Source organism: Mycolicibacterium monacense (assembly GCF_010731575.1).
GTDB classification, from domain to species: domain Bacteria; phylum Actinomycetota; class Actinomycetes; order Mycobacteriales; family Mycobacteriaceae; genus Mycobacterium; species Mycobacterium monacense.
Genome location: NZ_AP022617.1, coordinates 4,648,358 through 4,672,282, shown reverse-complemented (window position 1 = coordinate 4,672,282; position 23,925 = coordinate 4,648,358). Strand labels below are relative to the sequence as shown.

The following is a 23,925-nucleotide window of genomic DNA, read 5'->3' as shown; positions in this document are numbered from 1 at the left end:
CTGCGGCATCGCTCGCCAGACGGGGCCGCGCGGGGAGAACACGAGGCGGCGCCGGTGCGGAAGTCGAGCGACGAACCGCAAACCGACGATGTTGAGCTCGACCACCCACATGACCTGCCTCTTTCTCTATGACGAAAAGCATAGAACAGGGCGGAAAATGGCACAAGCTGCCATTAGAAACCCCGGGATTGGCATCCGAATATGTGCATGTGCATAATGATTCCCGGCGCCCGCCCCGGCGGCCCCGGGGCGAGCGTCACACCAACTTTCACAGCCGCGAAAAGGGCTCCCACCCGCAGGTGGGAGCCCTCTTTCGTTCTCGGGACCTACTCCGGGGTGTAGCCGAACGGCAGCAGCGTGCTCTTGGCCTGGCAGTACTGCTCGATACCCTCGGGACCGTTCTCCCGGCCGATGCCGGAGTTCTTGTACCCGCCGAACGGCGCACCCGGGTCGAAGGCGTACATGTTCACCGCGTAGGTGCCGGTGCGGATCTTGCTCGCCACCTCGAGCGCCTTCTTGTTGTCCGTCGTCCACACACTGCCCGCGAGCCCGTAGACCGAGTCGTTGGCGATGCGGATCGCGTCGTCCTCGGTCTCGTAGGGGATCACCGCCAGCACCGGCCCGAAGATCTCCTCCTGGGCGATGGTCATCGAGTTGTCGACGTCGGCGAACACCGTCGGCTGCACGAACCAGCCGCTGTCGAGCCCTTCTGGACGGCTGCCACCGGTGACGATGCGTGCACCCTCCTCCGTGCCCTTCTTGATGTAGCTCTCCACCCGTTCGCGCTGCTTCTCGCTGATCAGCGGGCCGATCGCGGCGTTCGGATCGTCGGGCAGCCCGACGGGCATCGCGGAGACGAAGTTGGCGAGCTTCTCGACCACCTCGTCGTAGCGGGACCGCGGCGCCAGGATGCGGGTCTGCGCGACACACGCCTGACCGGAGTTCATCACCCCGGAGAACGCCAGCATCGGCAGCGTCGAGTCCAGGTCGGCGTCCTCGAGGACGATCGCCGCCGACTTACCGCCGAGCTCGAGCGTGCAGGGCTTGAGCTTCTCGGCGGCGAGCTTGCCGATCTCCTTGCCGACCGCGGAGCTGCCGGTGAACGTGTACTTGTCGATCTCCGGGTTGGCGGTCAGCGCGCGCCCGGTCTCCGCACCGCCGGGCACCACCGACAGCACGCCCTCGGGCAGGCCGGCCTCGGCGAACATCTGCGCCATCGCGAAAACCGACAGCGGGGTCTCGGCGGCGGGTTTGAGCACCACCGTGCAGCCGGCCAGCAGGGCGGGGCCGAGCTTGTTGGCGGCCAGGAAGAACGGCACGTTCCACGCGGTGATCGCGCCGACCACACCGATCGGTTCCCGGGTCACCAGCGTCTGCCCGTAGATGCCGTCGCGGATCTCGGACCACTGGAACTTGTCGGCGGCGCCGGCGAAGTACGTGAACGACGACATCGCCGCCCCGTACTGCATCATGTCGACGATCGTCTGCGGCTGACCGGTCTCGGCGGCGAGCAGGTACTTCAGCTCGGCACCGCGCTCCTCCATGAGTTTGACGGCGGCGCCGAGCACCGCGGCACGCTCGTCGGGCGACATCCGGGGCCACGGACCCTCGTCGAACGCCTTACGCGCGGCCGCGCACGCGGCGTTCACGTCTGCCTCGGCCGCCAGCGGAACCTGGCCCACCTTCTGGCCGGTCGCCGGGGAGAAGACCTCGATGACGTCGGAGGTCGACGGTGCAACCCACTGGCCGCCGATGAAGAGCTTGTCCCACGTTGTCTTGTGCTCCTGCACGGTCTGTGTCATGGAGGTCACACTACCGATTGGACGCGGAAACGAGAACCTGTTGCAGTCAGGGCTGCAGGACCAGCACCTGGTTGCTCACCACGAACTCGCGGAGGCCGGGTACCGCGTTGGTCCACCACGCCCATCGCGGGTGGTAGCGGGGGAATGCGGCGATCAGGGCGCCGGTGCTGGCCGCCCACTCGAGGCCGTCGTGCGCCGATACCGCGAACAGTGACGAACCGTAGTCGTTCTTCGGCCGGTGCCCGTGTTTGCGGGTGTATCGGTCGGCGGCCCGGGCACCGCCGAGGTAGTGCGTCAGACCCATCTCGTGCCCGCCGAACGGGCCCAGCCAGACCGTGTAGGACAGCACGGCGAGGCCGCCGGGCCGGGTGACGCGCACCATCTCGTTGCCCAGCCGCCAAGGATCGTGGACGTGCTCGGCGACGTTGGAGGACAGGCAGACGTCGACGCTGCCATCGGCGAATGGCAACGACGTACCGGAGGCTCGGACGTACCGGCCGCCTGCCTGTGCCGCGGGGCCGGCGTGCATCTCCCGGGGGTCGGGCTCGACGCCCACATACTCCATGCCGCGACGGGCGAACGCGGCGGCGAAGAATCCAGGCCCGCCGCCGACGTCGAGCACCGTGCGGCCGCCCGGGGTCGTTTCCGTCGCGGCCTGCCACAGGTCGGCCACCATCGCGGCGGTGTCGTCGGCCAGCGCGCCGTAGAAGCGGGCCGGGTCGGACTGCTCGAAGCGGAACTCACTGAGCAACCGGACCGATCGCGCCAGCGTCGCGCGTCGGGCGAACAGCTCGGTAGCGGACACGCGACCGACCCTACGCAGCCATTAGGCTGGCCGACGATGTCCGCGCGCCCGCTTCGTTCCGTCCTGCTCTTGTGCTGGCGGGACACCGGTCACCCCCAGGGTGGCGGAAGCGAGATGTATCTGCAGCGCATCGGTGAACAGCTGGCCGCCTCGGGGGTGCGGGTCACACTGCGCACCGCGTCCTATCCGGGTGCGGCCCGCCGCGAGGTGGTCGACGGGGTGCACGTCAGCCGTGGGGGCGGCCGGTACTCGGTCTATCCGTGGGCGCTGCTGGTGATGGCGCTGGCCCGTATCGGCCTCGGGCCGCTGCGCGGGGTGCGCCCCGACGTCGTGGTCGACACCCAGAACGGGGTGCCGTTTATGGCCCGGCTGGTCTACGGCCGCCGCACCGCCGTGCTCGTCCACCACTGCCACCGCGAACAGTGGCCGGTCGCCGGACCGGTGCTGGGCCGGCTCGGGTGGTTCGTCGAATCGGTCGTGTCGCCGCGGGTGCACCGGCGGGCGCAGTATCTGACGGTGTCGCTGCCGTCGTCCCGTGATCTGACCGACCTCGGGGTCGACGGTTCCCGGATCGCGGTGGTGCGCAACGGGCTCGACGAGGCGCCGGCGTCGACGCTCACCTTGCCGCGGTCGGTGACGCCGCGGATCGCGGTGTTGTCGCGGCTGGTTCCGCACAAGCAGATCGAAGACGCGCTCGACGCCGTCGCCGCGCTGCGGCCGCACATCCCCGATCTGCACCTCGACGTGCTCGGCGGCGGATGGTGGCAGCAGAAGCTGGTCGACCACGCCCGGCTGTCGGGGATCTCCGATGCGGTCACGTTCCACGGGCATGTCGACGACGTCACCAAACACGAAGTGCTGCAACGTAGCTGGGTGCATGTGCTGCCGTCGCGCAAGGAGGGCTGGGGGCTCGCGGTGACCGAGGCGGGTCAGCACGCGGTCCCGACCATCGGTTACCGGTCGTCCGGCGGGCTGACGGATTCGATCGTCGACGGTGTGACCGGCCTGCTGGTCGACGACCGCGACGAACTCGTCGAGGCGCTGAGGCAGTTGCTCGGTGACCATGTGCTGCGCGAGCAGCTGGGCGCGAAGGCCCAGGCGCGCAGTGTCGAGTTCTCCTGGCGGCAAAGCGCTTCGGCGATGCGTGAGGTGTTCGACGCGATGCTGAGCGGCCGGTACGTCAGCGGCGTCGTCTAGGAGGCTGCTTCACGGTCCCGGGGCCGTCGCCTCGTTTGCGTTACGTCACGGCGGAAATCGGCCCGGATTACCGCCACAGCGTTACGCAACCGGCCAGCGTCGCAGGCCGACCACGCCCGCCACCAACGACCCGACGAGCACCGCCAACCACGCGACGTGCGCCCCGATCAACAACCCGCGGTCCGCCGACCTCGGCCGATCCCCTCCGACGCGGTACACCGCCAAGTCGTCGTCGCGGTAGGCGACCGGCAGATCGAGTGCAGCGGAACCGGATTCGACGACCACCCAGCCCACCCCGGCATCCGCCAACTCCGAGACCGGCGCACCCCGCATGACGAGGTCCTGCACCGCGCGCGCCCGCACCCCCTCGCCGGGCACCGTCGTCCCGCCGATCACCAGATCACCCGTACTCAACACCTCCGCACGCACCCAGCGCGGCAGCGGGTCGAGCACCGGCGCCTCACCCGCCCAGGCGAACTGCCGCATACTGTCCGGCGGCAGCACCGCGACCGGCCGGGGATCGGCGTTGATCACCGCCGCGGCAGCCGCCCACCCGGGCGGGTACTGCACCGCGCGCATCTGCCCACCCACCCCGAACGCCAGATCCGGGAGCACCGCGATCAAGGCGGCGCAGCACACCGCGCCCAGTGCCGCCGGGGACACCCGCCGCACCGCCAGCACCGCACCGGCACCGGCGACGGCGTAACCGGGAACTGCCAGCGCCACCCACTTCTGCCCGTCCCGCAACACGCCCAACCCCGGCAGCGCCCGAACGGTGTGCTCCAGCACCGCCAACCCCGGACCCGTGGCCATCACCGCCGGAAAAAGCACCGCCGCAGCGGCGAGGATCAGCAGGGGGCGGGCAGCGGGCCGATGCCGCACCACCCACGCTCCCGCCAGCACCACCGCGAGCAGCACGACCGTCGCGACGACCGCGAACAGCGTTGTGCGCGAACCCGGCACCGCATCGGCGTTCCAGATGCCGCCGAGCCCGGCGAGGCTGCCGAGCGTCCCCAGCCCGGGTTCGGCCCGCGCCGCGAACGCCGGCAGGCCGGCGGCCGGTGACACGGCCAGCGACCCAGACACCGCGGCCGCGACCAGCCACGGCAAGGCGCTCACCACTGCCGCCCCGAGCGCCGCCCCCAGCACGGCAATCCGACGGCGGCCCGCACCCGGCGCGCACACCGAGACCACCGCCACCACGGCCGCCAACAGCAGACCCGTCGGCGTCAAACCGGCCACGGCGATCCAGAACGGCAGCGGCCACCACGGGCCGGACCCGTCGCGCAGCCGCAGCACCGCGGCCGCCACCCAGGGCAGGCAGCCGTACCCGACCAGAAGGCTCCAATGTCCCTGCAGCAGCCGTTCGGCGACGTAGGGATTCCACACCGCGACGGTGACCGCCACACACTGTCCTGCCACGCCCGCGTCGGGCACCACCGTCGACGCCAGGCGCGCGGCACCCCACCCGGCCGCCCACAACCCGGCCACCAACAGCACCTTGACCACCACGCCGCCGTCGAGCACGTGTGATGCCAGCGCGATGGCGAAGTCCTGCGGCAGTGCTCGGGGGGCCGCCTCCGACAGTCCCAGCGCCGCGTCGGTCAGGTAGGACCGCGGCGTCGACACCGCATCGCGCAGCAGCAGGTAACCAGGCGGCAGCAGCGGCGCGGTCACGATCAGCGACAGCGCCAGCGCGTAGACCGGCGGGAGGTGGCGGGAGATCAGACCGGTCTGTCGGGCGGTAGATCGGTCGGCCGCTGGGCCGGCAGCTTCTCGGTCTTGGCCTCGGCGCCCGGCACCGGTTCGCCGGCGTCGTCGCGCTGGAAGAACCCGTGGTCGGCCTCGTCGAGTCCCGGATCGATCAGTGCCGACTCCGCGCGCAGGCTGAACGAGCCGAGCAGCGCACCGCCCACGAGCAACACCAGCCCGACCGCCGTGAAGGTGATCGGCAGGATGCGGCCCCAGAGCGCGACGCGGTCGCGTTCGCTGCGGGCGCTGGCCACCTGCGACTCCACCGACTCCTCGTTCGTCGTGACCTTGTAGTCGGCGAAGGTCACCTCGGGCCGCAAGGCGTCCCGGGCGTAGTAGTGGTAGCCGTGCTCGTCGGATTTGACGATGGTGCCCGACACCGGATCGACCCACAGGGTGCGCTCGGCGGCGTAGAACCGGCTCATCGTGATCGGCTCTTCGGGATCGCCCTCGACTCCCCAGAGCGCGGCGCGGGCGGTGACCTGAGCGTCGGCGTCGTCTTCGTACAGTGAGGCGTACTTCACCGGTTCGACCAGCTTGCCCTCGGCGTCGTAGCCGACGTTCTGGGTGAACTTGTAGGTGGTCAACCCGTTGACGTCTTCTTCGCCGTCGTAGTTGGCGTCGTAGGCCTTCTGGGCGATCGGGTCGAACAGCGGGTAGGTCTTCTTCTCCGTGTCGAACGGGAACCGGTAGGTCAACCCGTCGTGCGGCAGCGCGATGTTGGTCGGCGGCTGATCGTCCTCGATGGCCCGCGGCTTCTGCACCGCGCCACCCGGATTGCTCTCACTGGTCACCGCCATCGCCGAGGACCGGTCCATGGTCACGGTGTCGACCATCGCCAGCAGCAGACCGTTGTCCTGCTGCTTGTCGGTGCGGCGCAGCGTGCTGCCGACCTGCAGGGTCACCACGTCGGCGTTCGACGGTGATTCCACGGTGATCTGCTGCTGGAAGGCCATCGGGATGTCCCGGTCGACGACGAATCGTTCGCCCAGCAGCGACGCCGGATCGAAGGCGGTACCCGTTCCGTCGCTGATCAACGTCGTGTCGATGTCCAGCGGAACCTTCGAGATCTTGCCCTTGGTATAGGTGGACAGCAACAGCGCGGCGATCAGCAGGGCAGCACCGAGCCCCATGAGTCCGCACGCCGCGATCCGCAGCGCCACTGCGCGGTTCAAACCGTGCCTCCTTCGGCTCGGGACGGCAAAACCCGTTTGACCCTAACAGCAGACATTAAGGCGGGAACTTACTACGAGACCTCCACCGCGCCCGGCTCAGCCCTGTCGCGCTGGCACACTGGTCGCCGTGACGAGCAGCGCGGAGATCGGCGGGACGCGGTCGTTCCTGCCCGCCGTCGAGGGCATGCGCGCCTGCGCGGCCATCGGCGTCGTCGTCACCCACGTGGCCTTCCAGACCGGGCACACCAGCGGTGCCGACGGCCGGTTCTTCGGACGGTTCGACCTGGCGGTCGCGGTGTTCTTCGCGCTCTCGGGGTTCCTGCTGTGGCGCGGGCACGCCGCCGCGGCGCGGGGACTGCGAACCGCCCCGCCGACCGCCCACTACCTCCGCTCACGCATCGTCCGCATCATGCCTGGTTATCTGGTCGCGGTCGTGATCATCCTGTCGCTGTTCCCGGACACCAAACCGGACCTCACGGTGTGGCTGGCCAACCTGAGCCTCACCCAGATCTACGTCCCGCTCACCCTGACCGCGGGGCTGACCCAGATGTGGAGCCTGTCGGTCGAGGTCAGTTTCTATCTCGTGTTGCCGCTGCTGGCGCTGTTGGTGCGACGGGTGCCGGTCCGGGCTCGGATCCCGGTCATCGTCGGCGCCGCGGTGGCGAGCCTGTTCTGGGTCTACATCCCGTCGGACCCCGACTCCGGCCACAACCTCTGGAACTGGCCGCCGGCCTTCTTCTCCTGGTTCGCCGCGGGCATGGTGCTGGCAGAACTGACCGTCACGCAGGTCGGGTGGGCCCACCGGCTGGCGCGCCGACGCATCCTGATGGCCGCGATCGTGGTGGCGGCCTTCTCGGTCGCCGCCTCACCGCTGGCCGGCCGTGAGGGCCTGCAGCCGGGCACCATCGGCCAGGTCATCCTCAAGACGGCGATGGGCGCGGTGGTGGCCGGGGCGCTGCTGGCGCCGCTGGTGCTCGACCGGCCGGACACCCCGCACCGGATCCTGGGCAGCCGGGTGATGGTGACGCTGGGGCGCTGGTCCTACGGGCTGTTCATCTGGCACCTCGCGGCGCTGGCGATGGTGTTCCCGATGGTGGGGGAGTTCGCGTTCAACGGGCACATGCCGTCGGTGCTGGCGCTGACCCTGCTGTTCGGCTTCGCGCTCGCTGCGGTGAGCTACGCGCTCGTGGAGAGCCCGGCCCGGGAGGCGCTGCGGCGCTGGGAGTTCCGACGGGCCACGCCGACGCACAGGGCGCCGCCGCTGGACAGTTCGGTCAGCGACGTGCCCGAGCCGATCTCGCGATGACCTCGGCGCGGACGGCGGAGCGACGGGCCTTACCCGCGTCGTCGCGCAGCGGATGCTCGCTGAACTCGACGGTGCGCGGCACCTTGTAGCCGGCCAGGCGCTCGGCCACGAACGCCGTCACCGCCGCCTCGTCGAGCGCCGATCCGGGTGCCCGCTGCACGAGTGCGTGGGGCACTTGACCGAGGTCGTCGTCCGGGACGCCGACGACGAGGCACGACAGGACGTCCGGATGCGCCGAGAGCGCCGACTCGATCTCGGCCGGATAGACGTTGCGGCCGCCGACGGTGAACATGTCGACGCGCCTGTCGTTGAGGTAGAGGAAGCCGTCCTCGTCGAAGTAGCCCAGATCGCCGAGTGAATCCCACCCGTCGCGGCTCTTGGCGGTGCTGCCGATGTAGCGGTAGGTGGGGGCGGCGCCCGGGGAGCGGCGCATGTAGATCTCGCCGACGACGCCGGGCGGGCAGGTGTTGCCGTCGTCGTCGAGCACTGTCATCTCCCCGGCCACCACCGTGCCGACCGACCCGCGATGGGTCAGCCACTGGTCGCCGGAGATGAACGTCAGCGCCTGTAACTCGGTGCCGCCGTACAGTTCCCAGAGCGCCTGCGGTCCCAGCAGCCCGATCCACGCCTCCTTGACCGCGGGCGGGCAGGGCGCGCCGACATGCCAGAACCGCCGGATCGACGACAGGTCGTAGGCATCGGGGTCGGCCCGGTACACGGGCAGCAGTCGCTGCATGATCGTCGGCACGGTGGTCAGGAAGGTCACCCGGTGTTCGCTCACCAGGCGCAGGAACTCGTGTGGTTCGAACCGCGGCATCAGCACCAGGTGATGGCCCATCAGCAGCCCGATCGCGAACGTGGTGAACCCCGTGTTGTGGCTCAGCGGCACCGACACCATGTTGACGTCACCGTCCTCGGCGCCCAGGGGCAGACCGATCGCCGACGGCACCCGGCTGTCACCGCCGGCCTCGATGAGCTTCGGTCTGCCGGTGCTGCCGCCGGAGGCCATCGATTTCCACGCCGGTGAGACGGCCTCCGGAAGCGGGTCGGCCGGCAACGCCGGGTCCGGCGTGAAATCCGCCGGGACAGAGGGAGATACGTCGTTGGGGTCGACACGCCCGACGAGCAGGGCGGGTGGGCGCAGCGCCAGCAGTGCGGACAGTTCGGCATCCGGGAGCCGGGCAGACAGCGGCTGCGGCACCGCGCCCAGTTTCCACGTCGCCAGCACCGCCTCCACCCAGGCGATCGAGTTGGGCAGCAGTATGGTGACGTAATCACCTTGGCGCACACCGAGTTCGGCGTACGCGCGGGCCAGCCGGTTGGTCGTCGCGTCGAGTTCACCGCGGGTGACGGTGCGCCCGGCGCACGTCAGCGCCGGTGCGTCGGGATTTCGGGCGGCCAGGGCCGAGAACTGCGTCCCGATCGGGGGTACGCCGTCGACCATCTCAGTACCCGCCCGAATGCTCGAAGATCCGTCGGGGATTGTCGACGAGCATCGTGGTGAGCTGTTCGTCGGTGACGCCACGGGCGCGCAGCGCGGGCAGCACGTCGTTGTGGATGTGCAGATAGTGCCAGTTCGGCATCGTCTGCGCGACGGTCTCCTCCGGCAGTGCGTCGAAGTAGCACGAGGCGTCGTGGGACAGGACCATCTGACCGGCGTGGCCGCGTTGGCACAGTGCCGCCACGGTCGCCACCCGGTCCGCGAACCCGAGGAACGCATCGACCCCGAAGCGGTCCATGCCGATGTAGGAGCCTGCCGCCATCAGCGCTTCGAGGTAGTCCAGGTCGGTGGTGTCGCCGGAGTGCCCGATCACCACCCGCGACAGGTCGACGCCCTCCTCGGCGAAGATGCGCTGCTGGTCCAGCCCCCGCCGGGTGGCGGCATGGGTGTGGGTCGAGATCGGCACGCCGGTCCGGCGGTGCGCCTGCGCGACCGCGCGCAGCACCCGCTCCACACCGGGGGTGAGCCCGGGTTCGTCGGTGGCGCACTTGAGGATCGCGGCCTTGACCCCGGTGTCGGCGATACCGTGCTCGATGTCGCGCACGAACATGTCGACCATCACCTCCGGCCCGCCCAGCGCGGTGCCGGGGCCGGTGAAGTGGAAGAAGAACGGGACGTCGTTGTAGGTGTACAGCCCGGTGGCCACGACGATGTTGAGGTCGGTGGCCGCGGCGATACGCGCGATGCGCGGGATGTAGCGGCCCAGTCCGACCACGGTCAGGTCGACGATGGTGTCGACCCCGCGTGCCTTCAGCTCGTCGAGCCGGGCGATCGCGTCGGCCTCGCGCTTGGCCTCGTCACCCCACGCGTCCGGGTAGTTGAGCAGGATCTCCGTGGTCATGATGAACACATGCTCATGCATGAGCGTGACGCCGAGGCCGGCGGTGTCGATGGTTCCCGCCGCGGTATTCAACTGTGGCACAGGCCCGATGCTAGGGGGCGGTGTGCTGCGGGGGCGTGGTTTGCGGGGATCGGCGCCGCAGTGGGTACCCGCTAGCGGACCCGAGGAGGAAGCCGCATGGCCACACCGCAAACACGACCCGTGGTGTCCTCGTGGGCGCCGTTCTCCTCTCCTGTCTACCGCGCGCTGTGGATCGCGCAGTTCGTCTCGAACCTCGGCACGTGGATGCAGACGGTGGGTGCACAGTGGATGCTGGTCGGCGACCCCGGTGCCGCGGTACTCGTGCCGCTGGTGCAGACCGCGACGACGCTGCCGATCATGCTGCTGGCGTTGCCGTCGGGTGTGCTCGCCGATCTGATCGACCGGCGCCGGCTGCTGATCGCCACCCAGGCCGCGATGGCGTCGGGGGTGGCGGCGCTGGCGATGTTGACCGGCTTCGGCCTCGCGACACCCACCGTGCTGCTGCTTCTGCTCTTCCTGATCGGGTGTGGGCAGGCCCTGACGACGCCGGCGTGGCAGGCCATTCAACCGGAACTCGTCCCGCGCGAACAGATTCCGGCCGCGGCGGCGTTGGCCAGCATGAGCGTGAACGGCGCCCGGGCGATCGGCCCGGCGGTCGCCGGCGTCCTGGTGTCGCTGTCGGGGCCCACCACGGTGTTCGCGCTCAATGCGTTCTCGTTCATCGGCATCGTCATGGTGCTGCTCTGGTGGCGGCGGCCCGTGGAGGAGGCGACGATGCCTCTCGAGCGGCCGATATCCGCGCTGAGTGCGGGCCGGCGGTACATCCGCAGCTCACCGGTGATCCGGCGGATCCTGTTGCGGACCGTGCTGTTCACCGCACCCGCCAGCGCGCTGTGGGGTCTGCTCGCGGTGATCGCCGCCAACCAGCTGAACCTGTCGTCGTCGGGGTACGGGCTGCTGCTCGGCGCGCTGGGTGTCGGGGCGGTGCTGGGTGCGGTGGTGTTGTCGCGGCTGCATGCCCGCTTCGGCCAGAACCAGCTGATGGTGATGGGTGCGGTCGGTTTCGCCGGTGCCACCGTGGTACTCGCGACGGTGCACGTGCTGGCCGCGGTGCTCGCCGCGCTGGTGGTGGGCGGGGTGGCGTGGCTGCTCACGATGTCGACCCTCAACGCCTCGATGCAGCTGAGCCTGCCCGCCTGGGTGCGGGCGCGCGGACTGTCGGTCTACCAGTTGGTCTTCACCGGAAGTCAGGCGATCGGCTCGTTGGTCTGGGGTGTGGTCGCGGGCGCGACGAGCGGGGTGACGGCGTTGCTGATCAGCGCTGCCCTGCTGATCGTGTGCGGGGTGTCGGTCGCATGGTGGCCGCTGCACCCGGCCACCGGCACGCTCGACGTGACGCCGTCGGCGCACTGGGGTGAGCCGGCGCTGGTGTTCGAGCCCGATCCGCAGGACGGACCGGTGGTGGTGCTGCAGTCCTACGTCGTGGCGCCGGAGGACGAGGCGGGTTTCCTGGCGCTCATGCAGCGGGTCCGGCGGTCTCGGCAGCGGACCGGCGCGATGGAGTGGGGGATCTTCCGCAGCGGCGAGTCCGCCGACACCTTCGTGGAACTCTTCCTCGTCCGGTCATGGGACGAACATCTGCGCCAGCATCTGGTGCGCCAGACCGCCCTCGATCTGGCCCTCGAGCGTGAGATCGAGGGCTACGTCCACGGCGAGTCGACGCTGCGGCATTTCATCGCGGTGCGGAACGGGCGTTGACCGGCACCGCCGAGGCGGCCAGCGCCGCCACCGACACCAGCGCCAGCAACTGCACTCCCGGTTCGAAACCGACGTAGCCGTCCACTGAGCGCCAGGGATGCTGCGAGAGCACGGCGCCGGCGAGGGTCAGCCCGCCCGCCGTCACGCCGAGCGTGAACCGGTCGAGCAGCCGTTCCCGGTTGCGCAGCAGGTAGCGCACCCCGAGGACACCGCCGACGACGACCACCCCGGCCCACCCGGAGATCACTGCCCCGACCGCCAAAACGCCTCCCGCGGCCGCCACCGCGGGCACCCGCCATGGGTGCGCGGGTTCGTCGTCCCGGCGGCGCCGCGCGGGCAGCCAGACCAGCAGCGCGAGCAGCGGAAGCAACGCCAGACCGCCGATCAGCCCGGCGCGGTAGAGCGTGTTCGAGCGGAAGGACAGCGTGACGGCGCCCTCGGTGTCCGCGGGCACCACCCAGCCCTGTTGCCAGCCGTTGACGACGACGGGGGTCAGCAGGTCGCCGCCGGGGCCGCGCGCCTGCCAGCCCGGGTTCACGCTCTCCGGGACCACCAGCACGCGGTCGCGTTGGCCGGGAACGACCCGCACCTCGCGGCGGTCCGGACCCCACGCGCCGGTGTCGGCGGGCGTCGTGGGCGCGGGCGTGATGTCGCGAGCCGCCGGCGCAGCCAACTGGACGCCGTCGATCACGAACGTGGCGCCCGGGCTGACGAGGAGTTCCTGCTGTCCGGCGGGTAGCGCGATCGGCTCGGTGCGGCAGGGTCGCGCGAGCACCGGTTCCCCGTCCAGCAGCGCACCGACGGTGGCGGTGACCCTGGTCGGCACGAACTGTCCGGCGACACCGATGATCGGACCCGCACCGCACGGCACGTCGACGGTCCGGCCGCGGTTCTCGCCGGCGTCGGCGGCGCCGATCGGGTCGCCGCGCCGGTCCAGCGCGGTCACCTCGGCCAGGCCGGGCGGTTTGAGCTGGTCGAACCCGAGCGAGGTGCGGTCGATGATGTCGTTCCAGTCGAGCAGCGAGACCGCGATCGTGTCGGTGCGGTGGGGTGTCAGTCGGATCGTCTCCGTGTCGCCGTCGCCGGAGAGCCGACGCGCCTGCGGTCCGTTGCCGAGGTCGACGGCCACCATTCGCGGATGGGCGGGCGGCTCGGTCTTGCTGGGCGTGATGCGCAGTGCGGCGACCTCCGTCGGGGCAGGCAGCCTCAACGTCAGGGTCGGCGGGGTGCGGTGCTGGACGACGCGCTGGGGTGCGGTCCACGCGGTCCGCGGATCGCCGTCGCCCGCGGCGTAGGACGATCCGAGCACGTCGAGGGCGTCGGCGTCCCCGGCGACCACGGTGGTGTCGGGCTGGCGGATCAACTCGGCCAGCCGCGGGCCCTGCCGCGCGCGCACCCACACCGTCGGCTGCACCGACGTCGGCGCGGGTACGGCCAGGGTCCGGCTCAGGTTCACCGGCTCCTCGGGCGACAGGGCCATGGCCGCCGCGCATTTGACGCCGTCCGGACTGTCGACGCAACCCTGCCGGCCCAGCAGTTCGGAGCCCAGATCCCACAGTCCGACGGCCGAGCCGGCGGGTGGGCCGGGCACCTCCACGGTGTGCCGCAGTTGGATCGGGGTGGCGAAACCGTTGGCGTCGTACTGGGTGACGGACAGGTCGGTGATGCCGAACTGCACACCGGCCGAACCGTCGTCGGTGCCGGTCGCGGTGATCCGCACCCACGGGGTCTCGCCGTAGGGCAGCGCGACGGTCAGCGGTTTGCCGGCCTCCTCGAAGCGCAGGGTGCTGGTGCCGTTGACGGTCGCCACCTCCATCCGGCGGACCTGCGCGCCGACGGCGGTGGCGCTGGGGGTGACGGTGATGGTGGCGTTGGTGACGGGCTTGTCGAAGTCGACCTGCAGCCACTGACCGAGGGCGGCCTGCAGCGCGTTGGACACCCAGCTGGTCGAGGTGTCGGCGTCGATGGCCGCCGTCGGGCCGGTCGCGGGTGCGACGTGGGGCAGCGCGGTCGAATCGGCCGCCGAACTGGACACCGACAACCGTCCGCCGGTCCACCGGCCGTAGACGACGTCGGCGCCCGCCGACGGGTAGTCGGGCACCCGGTTGAAGGTGTTGCGCGGGTCGTCGGGGGTGCGGATCGCCGACGAATGGTCGTCGACGCGGCCGTAGTCGGTCTCGCGTGCCGTCGGGGTGTCGGTGACGGTCACCAACGGCGCGGGCAGGCCCGCACGTTCGGCATCCGCGGTGAGCAGCATCGGGCCCAGCGGCGGCCGGTCGAGCAGGCGGCGGCGTTCGTCGAGGCGCAGCAACGCCTCCGGTGCGCCGTCGACCCGTGCCATCGCCTCGGCGTCGACCAGATACGGAGTCGACGGATTGTGTTGTGCGTCAACGCGATAGATCTCCACCGCCGGGTAGCGGGGCCGCAGTCCGCTGTCGGAGACGAAACCCTCGAGGGTGCCCGGACCGACCGGATCGCCGAACTGAGCGACGCGGGTCAGGCCGGGCGAGCCGTCGATGGCGCGGTGCACCAGCACCGGCCGCGCCGATCGGGACGATTCGGGATCCAGGTCGTTGCGCACCACGACGTACGAAATTCCTTGGCGGGCAAGGGTGTCCGCGAGCCCGGCGGAGGGCCGGCCCGCGGCGAAGAGGCGTTGCACCGAGTCGAGGGCGCGGATCGTCTCCGGCGGGGTCAGCGGAATCGAATCGCGCACACCCCAGGGGCTCTCACCGAGCACCTGAAGCGGCTCGTCATGGCTGCTGCCCCACACTTGGGTGGCGAACGGCGCACCGGGCGCCACCAGCACCCGCCCGGCGGTGGGGTCACCGGTGTTGTGGGCGTCGAGCCACGCCGCCGTCTCGTGCCAGTAGCCGGGGATGGCGGTGAACGCGCCCGGTGGTGTGAGCCGGCCCGTCCAGGCCAGTGAGGTGGCCGCGGTGAGCGCGGCGAGGACGACGATGCCGACCGCCACGCGCCGGTCCTTCTCGGGATGGGCGAACGCGTGCAGCCACACGGGTCGCGGCGCGCTGCCCGGCAGCGGGATGCGGGCCAACAGGTGGATGACGCCCAACGCCAGCGGGAGCCGCAGCACCGGGTCGAGTTTCTGCAGGTTTCGCAGCGGGGTGCCGTCGCCGTCGAGGAAGGCCTGTACCGCGTCCGCGAAGGGTGAGCCGAGCCCGCCGGCGTACCCCGCCGCGAGCAACGCGACCCCGACCAGCAGCATCGTGATCAGCCGACCCCGGGCCGGCATCGAACGCAGCGCCAGACCGGCCATCCCCGCCGCGGCCACCAGCGTGGTCGCCAGCACCGCGAGGCTTCCGGTGACCAACGTCGAACCGGCCGTCGCGGTGGGCGCCACGAACGGTGTCCAGCTGCCGGTGCCGCGCAGCATCTCCGTCAGCGACATCCACTGCGTGGTGACGCCGGAGGATTCGATGAAGTCGAGGAACGGCGGGCTGATCCGGCCGAGCAGCAACAGCGGGACCACCCACCACAGCACCGCCAGCGCCGCACAGCCGAACCACCACGCGGTGAACCGCCACCACAGGCGGTTGGGCCGGTGACACGCCCACCACAGCACCGCGGCCAGGCAGCCGGTGAGCGTGGCCACCGCGTTCACCGCGCCCATCAGCGCGATCGCCCCGGCCGAGCGGGCGGCCAGACGCCGCACCGAACCCTCACCCCGCAGCGCGAGGATGACCGGCAGCAGCACCCACGGCGCCAGCATCATCGGCAGCGTCTCCGACGACAGCGCGCCCAGTGTGGTCAGCACCCGAGGTGACAGCGCATAGGCGACGGCGCCGATCACCCGCGACGTCGGACTGCCGAGCCCGAGGGCCTCGGCGACCCGCACCACACCCCAGAATCCGACCGTCAGCAGCAGCGCCCACCACAGGCGTTGCGTCACCCACCCGGGCAGCCCCAGGAGGTCACCGGCGAGGAAGAAGGTGCCGTGCGGGAACAGGTAGCCGTACGCCTGGTTCTGGGCCTGGCCGAACGGCAGCTCGCTGTTCCACAGGTTCGCGGCGCGCGCGAGGAACCGCAGCGGATTCGCGGTGAGGTCGAGTTTGGTGTCGGGGGAGATCTGTCCGGGCGACTGGGCGAAAGTCAGGACGAGCGCCGCCACGGCGGCCACCCACATCCAACGCCGCGACAGCGGCTGAGTGGCGTGGGCGGCAGTGTGCGCGGGTTCGGGTGCGTCGGCCGCGACCCGGGAACTAACTTCTGTCGCCGTACTCGACCCTGTTGAGCACCGATGACGCCGGATCGCCCGCCTGCAGGGGAGGCTTGCTGTCCTCCTGCACCATCAACGTCACCCCGAACACGGCCGCCGCCCCGAGCAGCAGGCCCACGACGATGCTGGCCGCGGCGGGGACGATGAACCGATCCATGGCGCCAAAACTAGCATGCGGCCGGTCAGCGGCCCGGCGGCACGATGAGCACCGGCCGGTGCCCGTGACGCAGCACCCGGTCGGCGACGCTGGACTGCAGCAAAGAGCGCAGCCCGGTGGTGCCGCGGGTTCCGGTGACGATCAGATCCGCGTCCAACGTGTCCGCGGTCTCGATGATGGTGTTCCACACGGTGCTGGTCGCGGCCACGCACATCGCCTCGGCGGACAGGCCGGCGGCCCGGGCCAACTCGATTCCCTCGGCGTTGGTGCGCTGGGCGTCGGCGTAGGCGATGTCCTCGTCGTCGGGCGCCGGATCCGGCGGACCGTCGAGATCCACCGCGGGTGGCTCCGATCCGCGCAGCGTGGGCGACCACACCGTGAGCACCACCGCGCGGTTCGCGGACAGGAACCGTCCCGCATAGTGCACCGCACGACGGGCGTTGGCGGTGCCGTCGTAGGCGATCACCATGATCTCCTGGCCGACCTGCCGGTGGACCTCTGAGACTGACTCCCGGGCCGAGACGTCGGCGTGGGCGGTCATCGCACCTCCTCGTGGTCCCCTTCGACCCTATGGCATCGACCCGCGTCGCCGGAGCCGTTAGTGTCAGAGCCCATGGCTTGGACCCGAGGACTGTGTGCACTGGTCGCGACGTCGGGAATGCTGCTCGCGTGCTCGTCGCCGAAGCAGGAACCCGCGGCCGCACCGGCCGATCCGGCGATCACCGCCGCCCCCGTCTCCGCCGCCCCCGCCGTTCCGCTGAAGGCCCCGGTGCCGCTGGCGCCCGGCGCCGCGGCATGCGGTCAGGGCGCCGCGCTGCTCTCGGAGATGACGACCCGCGACAAGCTGGCCCAGCTGCTGATGGTCGGCGTCACCGGCGCCGCCGACGCCCGCGCGGTGGTCGACAACCACCGCATCGGCGGCATCATGATCGGCAGTTGGACCGACCTGTCGATGATGGGCGCCCCGCTGGCCGAGATCGCCGCCTCCGCGGGCCCGCTGCCGCTGGCGGTCAGCGTCGACGAGGAGGGCGGCCGGGTCTCCCGGCTGGCTTCACTGATCGGCAGCCAACCGTCGGCGCGGGCGCTGGCCCAGAGTTCGACCCCCGACCAGGTCTACGGCATCGCGCTCGAACGGGGCCGGGCGATGCGCGGTCTCGGCGTCACGATCGACTTCGCGCCGGTCGTCGACGTCACCGGGGCCAGTGCCGCCATCGGTGACCGGTCCTTCGGCGACGACCCGGCGACGGTCACCGAATACGCCGGGGCGTACGCCCGCGGGCTGCGCGACGCCGGGGTGCTGCCGGTGCTCAAACACTTCCCGGGCCACGGCAACGCCTCCGGCGACTCGCACACCGAGGGCGTTGTCACCCCGCCGCTGTCCGAGCTGCAGAACTCCGACCTCGTGCCGTACCGCACGCTGACCGCGCAGGCGCCGGTCGGGGTGATGGTCGGCCACATGCAGGTGCCGGGACTGACCGGAAGCGATCCGGCGAGCCTGAGCCCGGCGGCCTACCAGCTGCTGCGGTCGGGCGGCTACGGCGGGCCGGGGTTCAACGGTCCGGTCTTCACCGACGACATCTCGAGCATGCGGGCGATCACCGATCGGTACGGGGTGGCCGATGCGGCGCTGCGCGCCCTGCAGGCCGGCGCCGACACCGCGTTGTGGGTGACGACGGCCGAGGTGCCCGCGGTGCTCGACCGGCTCGAACAGGCGGTGGGCTCCGGTGAGCTGACGATGCCGCGCGTCGACCAGTCGGTGCTGCGGGTGGCGGCGATGAAGGGCCCGAACCCGCGCTGCGGCGGCTGACCGAACCTCACCGGACGACGGTCACCCGCTCGAGGGTGGGGTCCGCCGCGCTGATCGGGTTGCCCGCACCGCGCAGGCCGTCGAGTACGTCGACGACCTCGGCGCTTAGGCGTTCGCCGGGCATCACCAGCGGAATGCCCGGCGGGTAGGGCGTGATCGGTTCGGCGGCGATGCGGCCGACCGCCGCGCGCAGGGAAACCGTGTCCACGTCGGCGAAGAAGGCCTCGCGCGGGGTCAGCACGATCTCCGGGGCCAGGTCGAGCGCACCGCCCACATCGGGCGGGCACCCGCCGTCGCGCCGGCCCACCGCCAGGGCGACATCGGTCAGGCCGTCGACCAGCCGGTCCATGTCGGCGTCGGTGTTGCCGATCGTGGTGATGCACAGGATGTGGCCGGCGCCGGCGAGTTCGGGCTGCACGCCGTGTTCCCGGGTCAGCCGCGCCAGGATGTCGGATGCGTCGGCGGCCAGTCCGTGCGTCCCGATCAGCAGTTTGGTCTCGTCGCGCTGGTGGAGTCCGGACCCCGGACCGGTGAGGTCGTGGTCGCTCAGCACGCGTAGTCCCGGGATCTGGGCCAGCCGCGCAGCGGTGTCGCGGGCGCGCCGCAGCGTCTCGTCGAGGAGGCGGCGGCCGTCCTCCACCATCTGGCGGCGGGCCAGGTCGATCGACGCCATGATCGCGAAGTGCGGGCTGGTGGTCTGGACCAGCTGCAGCGCGCGGCGCACCGTCGGCACGTCCAGCTGATCGGTGTCGACGTGCAGCACCGCGGCCTGGCTGAGCCCGGAGAGGATCTTGTGCACCGACTGCACGGTCGCCGCCGCCCCTGCGGTCTCGGCGGCGGCCGGCAGGTCGGGGTGGAAGGCGAAGTGCGGGGAGTGGGCGCCGTCGGCGAGCAGCGGGATGCCGTGGCGGCGGCACACCGCGGTGAGCGCGGCGATGTCGGCGGTCGTCCCGAAGTAGGTGGGGTGCAGTATCCACAGCGCGGCCGCGGCCTCGGCGGTCAGAGCCGCCTCGACGCGGTCGGCCGGAAGGCCGTGCGCGACACCGAAATCCGCATCCCACTGCGGCGTCAGCCAGATCGGCCGGGCACCGGACTGGACCAGCCCGGCCAGCACCGACTTGTGGGCGTTGCGCTGCACCAGCACCGGATCGCCGGGTCGCAGCGCCGACAACGCGACCGCGATGTTGCCGCCGGTCGACCCCTGCACGAGGATGAAGCTCGCCTTGGCGCCCCACGCATCGGCGATCAGTTCTTCGGCTTCGAGGATCGGCCCGCTGGGGCAGTGCAGCGTGTCGAGGTCCGCGAGATTGTTGAGGTCGACGGCGGCGATGTGTTCGCGGAACCACGGGTCCAGCGTGCGGCCGCCCTTGTGGCCGGGACTGTAGAACGGCGCCTGATCGCGTTCGACGAACCGGCGCAGCGCCTCGAACAGCGGTGCGCGCATGTGCCGGTCAGAGTCCATAGACGCGTTCGGCGTTGTGCACACCGATCATGTCGACGATGCGGATCGCGTCGGCCTCGGTGCAGTCGCCGGCGCGGACCCAGTCGCCGAGCACCAGGCCCATGGCGCGCCGCCACAGGATCGAGCCGAGCAGGTGCAGTTCCGGCGGGCCGAACGCATCCGAGGAGTAGAGCTGTTTGGCGAACGGGGCGGTGTCCAGGGCCTCGGCGACCACTGACGTCGACCGCGGGCCCAGGTAGTTGATCGCCAGTCCCACATCGAAGTTCACGTGGTCGAAGGCCTGGGCGAGGTAGCCGGCCTGCCGCTGGAAGGGATAACAGTGCAGCAGCAGCACCGGTACGGGGGTCATCGCGCGCAGCAGCGGCAGCAGCAAGAGCGGATCGGTGCGGTGCAGGTCCAGGTCGCGGTCGCCGAAGCCGACGTGCACCTGGATGGGCAGTCCGCGCTCGGCGGCCTCGTGCACGCCGAAGGCGATCAGCGCGGGGTCGTCGACGCGCAGCGGTGCACCCCGTGCGACGAGCCGCTCCGCGGAGTCGACGGCGGTCGCCTCGGAGGGCCGCGACCAGTCGACGTCGAAGCCGACACGGTATGCCGCAATGGTTTTCACGCCGACGGTGCCCTGGTCCGCCACGGCCTCGTCGAGTGCACTGCGGAACGCCTCCGGATAGTCGCGCGGCGAGGTGCCTGCCTCGAGGAGATCCTCGGTCAACCGTTCCAGCCGCAGGATCTCCGAGGAGGGGACGCCGCTGAGCGCGGTCATCTGGCCGGGCGTGGTGATCAGATCGCCCTTGAAGCCGGTGTCGACCACCCAGCGCGACACCCCGGCCGCGCGCAGGAAGCGCTCGGACAGCTCGTCGGGTCCGAATTCGGCGCGGCGCGACCAGTATTCGTCCGCGCCGGCGAGCGGCTCCAGGTCGAGTACCGGTGCGCACCACCGCCGGATGGCCAGACCGAGCGGTGAGTCGAACTGGGTCATGAACGACGGCACCGGGTCGGTGGAACCCTCGTTGATCGCGGCCTCGAACCCCGCCCGGTCGACGGCCTCGTTGAAGGTGCCGTGGACGTGGTGGTCGACGAGGTCGACGGCGCGCAGGTGCTCGGCCAGCGCGTCCGGGACGTCCGCGGCCACCCCCGCGAACACATCGGTGCGATCACCAACCGGCATACTTCGCGACCTCCTCGTCGTCGACCTTCCCTGCGGCCCCGTCGCCGCCAACGTAGCCCACCGGCGGCCCTCAGCTGACCGGTCGGCCGTCCGGCGGGCTGAGCTCGAGCTCACGGCTCAGCGACTCACCGACCCGTTTGGCGATTCCGGACGCTGCCAGCGCGATGATCAAACCGATTGCGCACCAGTACAATCCGAGAAGCGGTGCGGCCGACCACGTCTCGGCGTCCTTGACGTTGAACCACAACACCACCGCGATCACCACCGCGCCGAGCAGTGGCAGCAGCAGACCGAGCACCTTGCCCGTCCCGCCGTGCACACCGACGAACTTCGGTGCGCCGACGAACCAGGCCGCGGCGATCTCGACCAGCAGGTAGCACACCATCAGGCACACCGAACCCGCGACGGCGAACAGGAAGTAGGTGTCGATCGCGTCGTTGCCGGTGCCCATGTCGGGCCAGTCGAGCGCACCGCAGATCAGGTCGACGACCAGTGCCACGCCGACGACCAGCCAGGTGGCCCGCCGCGGGCCACCGGTCTCGGCGTGGATGTGCGCCAACGCTTTCGGACCGAACCCGTCGCGGCCGAACGCGTAGAGCATGCGACCGGAGGTGGCCGAGGTGGCCAGGTGGCAGCCGAACGCCGCGACCGTCGCGGTGAAGATGATCAACAGCGAGAACCACTGTCCGACATAGGTGCTGCCCAAGTCGCCCAGCGTGTTCCCGGAGCCCTGGAAGGCGGCCAGGCCGGCCTCGTCGGTGCCGAACCCGATGACCTGGGCGAACATCACGACGACGAACAGCACACCGGTGAGCAGCAGGGTGCCGCCGAGGGCGCGGGGGATGTTGCGGCGGGGATCGTCGGTCTCCTCGCCCATCGAGGCGCAGGCCTCGAAACCGGCCCAGGACAGGAAGGCGGCCACCACGCCGCTGAGCACCGCGGACGCGGAGACCCCGTCGAAGGTGAACACGCTGAAGTCGACGCCCGTCGTCGGCGCCCCGCCCTTGGCGAAGATGACGGCGACCAGTATCACCATGGCGAGGATGCCGATGCCTTCGATGCCGAGCAGGATCTTCGCCAGCAGCCGGATGTCGCGGCCCGCCAACAGGAACGAGATCCCCGCACCCACCAGCACCACCAGCAGCCACGGCACCTGGTAGGGGTCTTCGGCGTCGGGTTGCAGTTGCGCGATGAACGCGTTGGTGAACGCGGCGGTCAGCGCCAGTGTGCCGATCGAGAAGCCGACGTAGGCACCGAGCATCGCGAAGCCGGAGAAGAAGCCCGCGCGCGGTCCGATGGTGCCGCCAACCAGACCGTATGCCGACCCGGCGTGGTTGAGGTGGCGGGTCAGCCGCACGAAGCTGTACCCGACCAGGGAGACGCCGATCAGACCGATCAGGAAGACCAGCGGGATGGCCTTGCCCACGGTGCCGATGAGGCCCTGTCCGTTACCGGACATGGCCAGCGTCGGACCGACGAGCGCCACCGACATGGCCAGTGCCACCCAGAACGGCAGGCGGCGGTGCGGCAGCTGGTCGGTTTCGGGTGCCAAGTTGGTCTCGGGCGGCGTCTGGGTCATCGGGGGTTTCCTCTCGGCGGTGGTCAACAGCTCCAGGCGAGGCGCAGCGCCTGGGTGGTCTCGGCGGGCGGACGGTCGCCGTAGGTGGTCAGCTCGTGGCGCCGGACGGCGATCAGCGCCTCGATGATCGGGGTGGTGAGCAGTTCGGCGGCGGTGGCGGAGTTCTCGAGCGCCTCGAGCGCCGCCTGCTGTCCGATCGGCAGCGCGGGCGGGGTGGCGCCCGACCGTCGCGGATCCTCGGGCACCTCCGGTGGCAGCGGGAGCCGGCGGTCGATTCCGCGCAGCGCGCTGCCGAGGAACGCGGCGGCGGCCAGGTACGGGTTGGCGCTCGGGTCGACGAGTTTCAGTTCGGCGTTGGCGCCGTGCGGGTTTCCGGGCGTGGCGGCGATGAAACGGACCGCGGCCTCCCGGTTCTCCAGGCCCCAGCACGCCGATGCGCCCGCCCAGTTTCCCGGTTTGAGCCGCAGCGCCGACAGTGCGGAACCGGCGTAGACGCCGAGGAGGTCCGGCAGGGTGTCGAGGACACCGGCGATGGCCGCACCGCCTTCGGGCCGGATCCCGTAGGGGCCGTCGCCGCCGGACAGCAGCGGACCGGCGCTGTCGGTGAGCGAGAGGTGGAGGTGGGCGCCGTTGCCTGCGGCGTCGGCGAAGGGCACCGGCGAGAACGAGATCTTCATCCCGTGGCGGGCGGCGGCGCGGCCGATCACGATGCGCGCCAGGACGATCGCATCGGCGGTCTCGACCGGGCCGGCGGGTGCCAGGGACATCTCGAGCTGGTCGTGCCCGTATTCGGTGTGCAGCTGTTCGACGGCGAGACCGGCGCGTTCGGCCGCGCCGATGAGGTCGACGAGGAACGCCGAACGGTCGAGCGAGGTGCGGATTCCGTACGGTGACCACGGCTCGGCCGACGCAGGCCCACTGTCGGCGGCCAGCATCGTGCACTCGAGCTCACCGCCGACGCGGACCTCCAGACCGCGTTCGGCGGCCCGCTGCTCGACGCGGGCCAGCAGCGAGCGCGGGCACAACGGGGCGGGACGGCCGTACTGGTCGTGCAGATCGCCCGGGGCCCAGGCGATCCCGTCCTCGATGATGCGCAGGTGCTCGCCGTCGATACGGATCCGCAGGTCTCCGGCGACCCCGATGTCGGGGGTGAACGCGATGCCGCTGTCAACGCAGAACACGCTCCACGAGGGGGATACGCCCATCCCCGACTGTTTCGAAGGCGCGGAGCCGCCGGACGGGGACGTACTTCGCGCGCGTGACGCCGGCCAGATCGGTCACCGACCCGGCGATCAGCGCCACGCCCTGCGCCCGTAGCTCCTCGTCCTGCTGCGGCATCGAATCCTCCTCGGCGGTCGAG

Annotated in this window: 16 protein-coding genes and 1 pseudogene; 4 read left to right on the top strand and 13 right to left on the bottom strand. The window is 71.0% G+C overall.

Annotated features, from left to right (window positions below):
• Positions 1 to 326: 326 nt before the first annotated feature.
• On the bottom strand, positions 327 to 1,802 hold the full coding sequence (locus G6N49_RS22295; protein WP_011854282.1) for an aldehyde dehydrogenase: 1,476 nt from the start codon (positions 1,800 to 1,802) through the stop codon (positions 327 to 329).
• A gap of 46 nt (positions 1,803 to 1,848) precedes the next feature.
• Positions 1,849 to 2,607, bottom strand: a complete 759-nt coding sequence (locus tag G6N49_RS22290) for a class I SAM-dependent methyltransferase (RefSeq protein WP_083044531.1) — start codon at positions 2,605 to 2,607, stop codon at positions 1,849 to 1,851.
• A 36-nt stretch (positions 2,608 to 2,643) separates the two neighbouring features.
• Here G6N49_RS22290 and G6N49_RS22285 point away from each other — a divergent pair, with 36 nt between their 5' ends.
• Entirely contained in the window at positions 2,644 to 3,804 is a 1,161-nt protein-coding gene (locus G6N49_RS22285; RefSeq protein ID WP_083044532.1) for a glycosyltransferase family 4 protein, read from the top strand.
• 81 nt (positions 3,805 to 3,885) lie between these two features.
• Here the strand turns inward: G6N49_RS22285 and G6N49_RS22280 are convergent, their stop codons facing one another.
• Both G6N49_RS22280 and G6N49_RS22275 read right to left on the bottom strand, forming a co-directional pair.
• Positions 3,886 to 5,481 (bottom strand): MmpA family trehalose lipid delivery protein, encoded by a 1,596-nt coding sequence (locus tag G6N49_RS22280; protein ID WP_011854285.1) that lies wholly within the window; start codon positions 5,479 to 5,481, stop codon positions 3,886 to 3,888.
• Positions 5,482 to 5,528: 47 nt separating this feature from the next.
• Complete coding sequence (locus G6N49_RS22275; protein WP_011854286.1) at positions 5,529 to 6,731, bottom strand: cell envelope lipid trafficking protein PgfA; 1,203 nt, start codon at positions 6,729 to 6,731, stop codon at positions 5,529 to 5,531.
• Positions 6,732 to 6,858: 127 nt separating this feature from the next.
• Between G6N49_RS22275 and G6N49_RS22270 the strand changes: the two genes are divergently transcribed.
• Positions 6,859 to 8,037 (top strand): acyltransferase family protein, encoded by a 1,179-nt coding sequence (locus G6N49_RS22270; protein WP_011854287.1) that lies wholly within the window; start codon positions 6,859 to 6,861, stop codon positions 8,035 to 8,037.
• Here the strand turns inward: G6N49_RS22270 and G6N49_RS22265 are convergent.
• Together G6N49_RS22265 and G6N49_RS22260 are read right to left on the bottom strand one after the other, a co-directional pair.
• Entirely contained in the window at positions 8,006 to 9,481 is a 1,476-nt protein-coding gene (locus G6N49_RS22265; protein WP_011854288.1) for an AMP-binding protein, read from the bottom strand. The genes G6N49_RS22270 and G6N49_RS22265 overlap by 32 nt on opposite strands.
• Before the next feature lies 1 nt (position 9,482).
• On the bottom strand, positions 9,483 to 10,460 hold the full coding sequence (locus G6N49_RS22260; RefSeq protein WP_083044533.1) for a phosphotriesterase family protein: 978 nt from the start codon (positions 10,458 to 10,460) through the stop codon (positions 9,483 to 9,485).
• Positions 10,461 to 10,556: 96 nt separating this feature from the next.
• Between G6N49_RS22260 and G6N49_RS22255 the strand changes: the two genes are divergently transcribed.
• Positions 10,557 to 12,158 (top strand): MFS transporter, encoded by a 1,602-nt coding sequence (locus G6N49_RS22255; protein WP_011854290.1) that lies wholly within the window; start codon positions 10,557 to 10,559, stop codon positions 12,156 to 12,158.
• On the opposite strand, the gene G6N49_RS22250 is transcribed toward G6N49_RS22255, so the two are convergent.
• From G6N49_RS22250 to G6N49_RS22240, 3 genes are all read right to left on the bottom strand, one after another.
• Entirely contained in the window at positions 12,133 to 16,302 is a 4,170-nt protein-coding gene (locus G6N49_RS22250) for an alpha-(1->3)-arabinofuranosyltransferase (protein ID WP_179967780.1), read from the bottom strand. The genes G6N49_RS22255 and G6N49_RS22250 overlap by 26 nt on opposite strands.
• Positions 16,303 to 16,378: 76 nt before the next feature.
• Positions 16,379 to 16,552, bottom strand: coding sequence for a DUF2613 domain-containing protein (locus G6N49_RS22245; RefSeq protein WP_011557654.1), 174 nt, complete (start codon positions 16,550 to 16,552; stop codon positions 16,379 to 16,381).
• Positions 16,553 to 16,577: 25 nt separating this feature from the next.
• Positions 16,578 to 17,093, bottom strand: coding sequence for a universal stress protein (locus tag G6N49_RS22240; protein ID WP_011854292.1), 516 nt, complete (start codon positions 17,091 to 17,093; stop codon positions 16,578 to 16,580).
• Between the two features lie 72 nt (positions 17,094 to 17,165).
• Between G6N49_RS22240 and G6N49_RS22235 the strand changes: the two genes are divergently transcribed.
• Entirely contained in the window at positions 17,166 to 18,359 is a 1,194-nt protein-coding gene (locus G6N49_RS22235) for a glycoside hydrolase family 3 N-terminal domain-containing protein (protein ID WP_165607519.1), read from the top strand.
• A gap of 7 nt (positions 18,360 to 18,366) precedes the next feature.
• Here G6N49_RS22235 and G6N49_RS22230 read toward each other — a convergent pair whose 3' ends face one another.
• The 4 genes and pseudogenes from G6N49_RS22230 to G6N49_RS22215 form a co-directional block, all read right to left on the bottom strand.
• Entirely contained in the window at positions 18,367 to 19,803 is a 1,437-nt protein-coding gene (locus tag G6N49_RS22230) for an aminotransferase class I/II-fold pyridoxal phosphate-dependent enzyme (protein WP_235679567.1), read from the bottom strand.
• Positions 19,804 to 19,810: 7 nt separating this feature from the next.
• Positions 19,811 to 20,986: an amidohydrolase family protein gene (locus G6N49_RS22225; protein WP_083044535.1), complete on the bottom strand. Its 1,176-nt coding sequence runs from the start codon at positions 20,984 to 20,986 to the stop codon at positions 19,811 to 19,813.
• Between the two features lie 70 nt (positions 20,987 to 21,056).
• Complete coding sequence (locus tag G6N49_RS22220; RefSeq protein WP_011768015.1) at positions 21,057 to 22,565, bottom strand: APC family permease; 1,509 nt, start codon at positions 22,563 to 22,565, stop codon at positions 21,057 to 21,059.
• Between the two features lie 23 nt (positions 22,566 to 22,588).
• Positions 22,589 to 23,903 (bottom strand): annotated as a pseudogene (locus G6N49_RS22215) (glutamine synthetase family protein).
• Between the last annotated feature and the right edge of the window lie 22 nt (positions 23,904 to 23,925).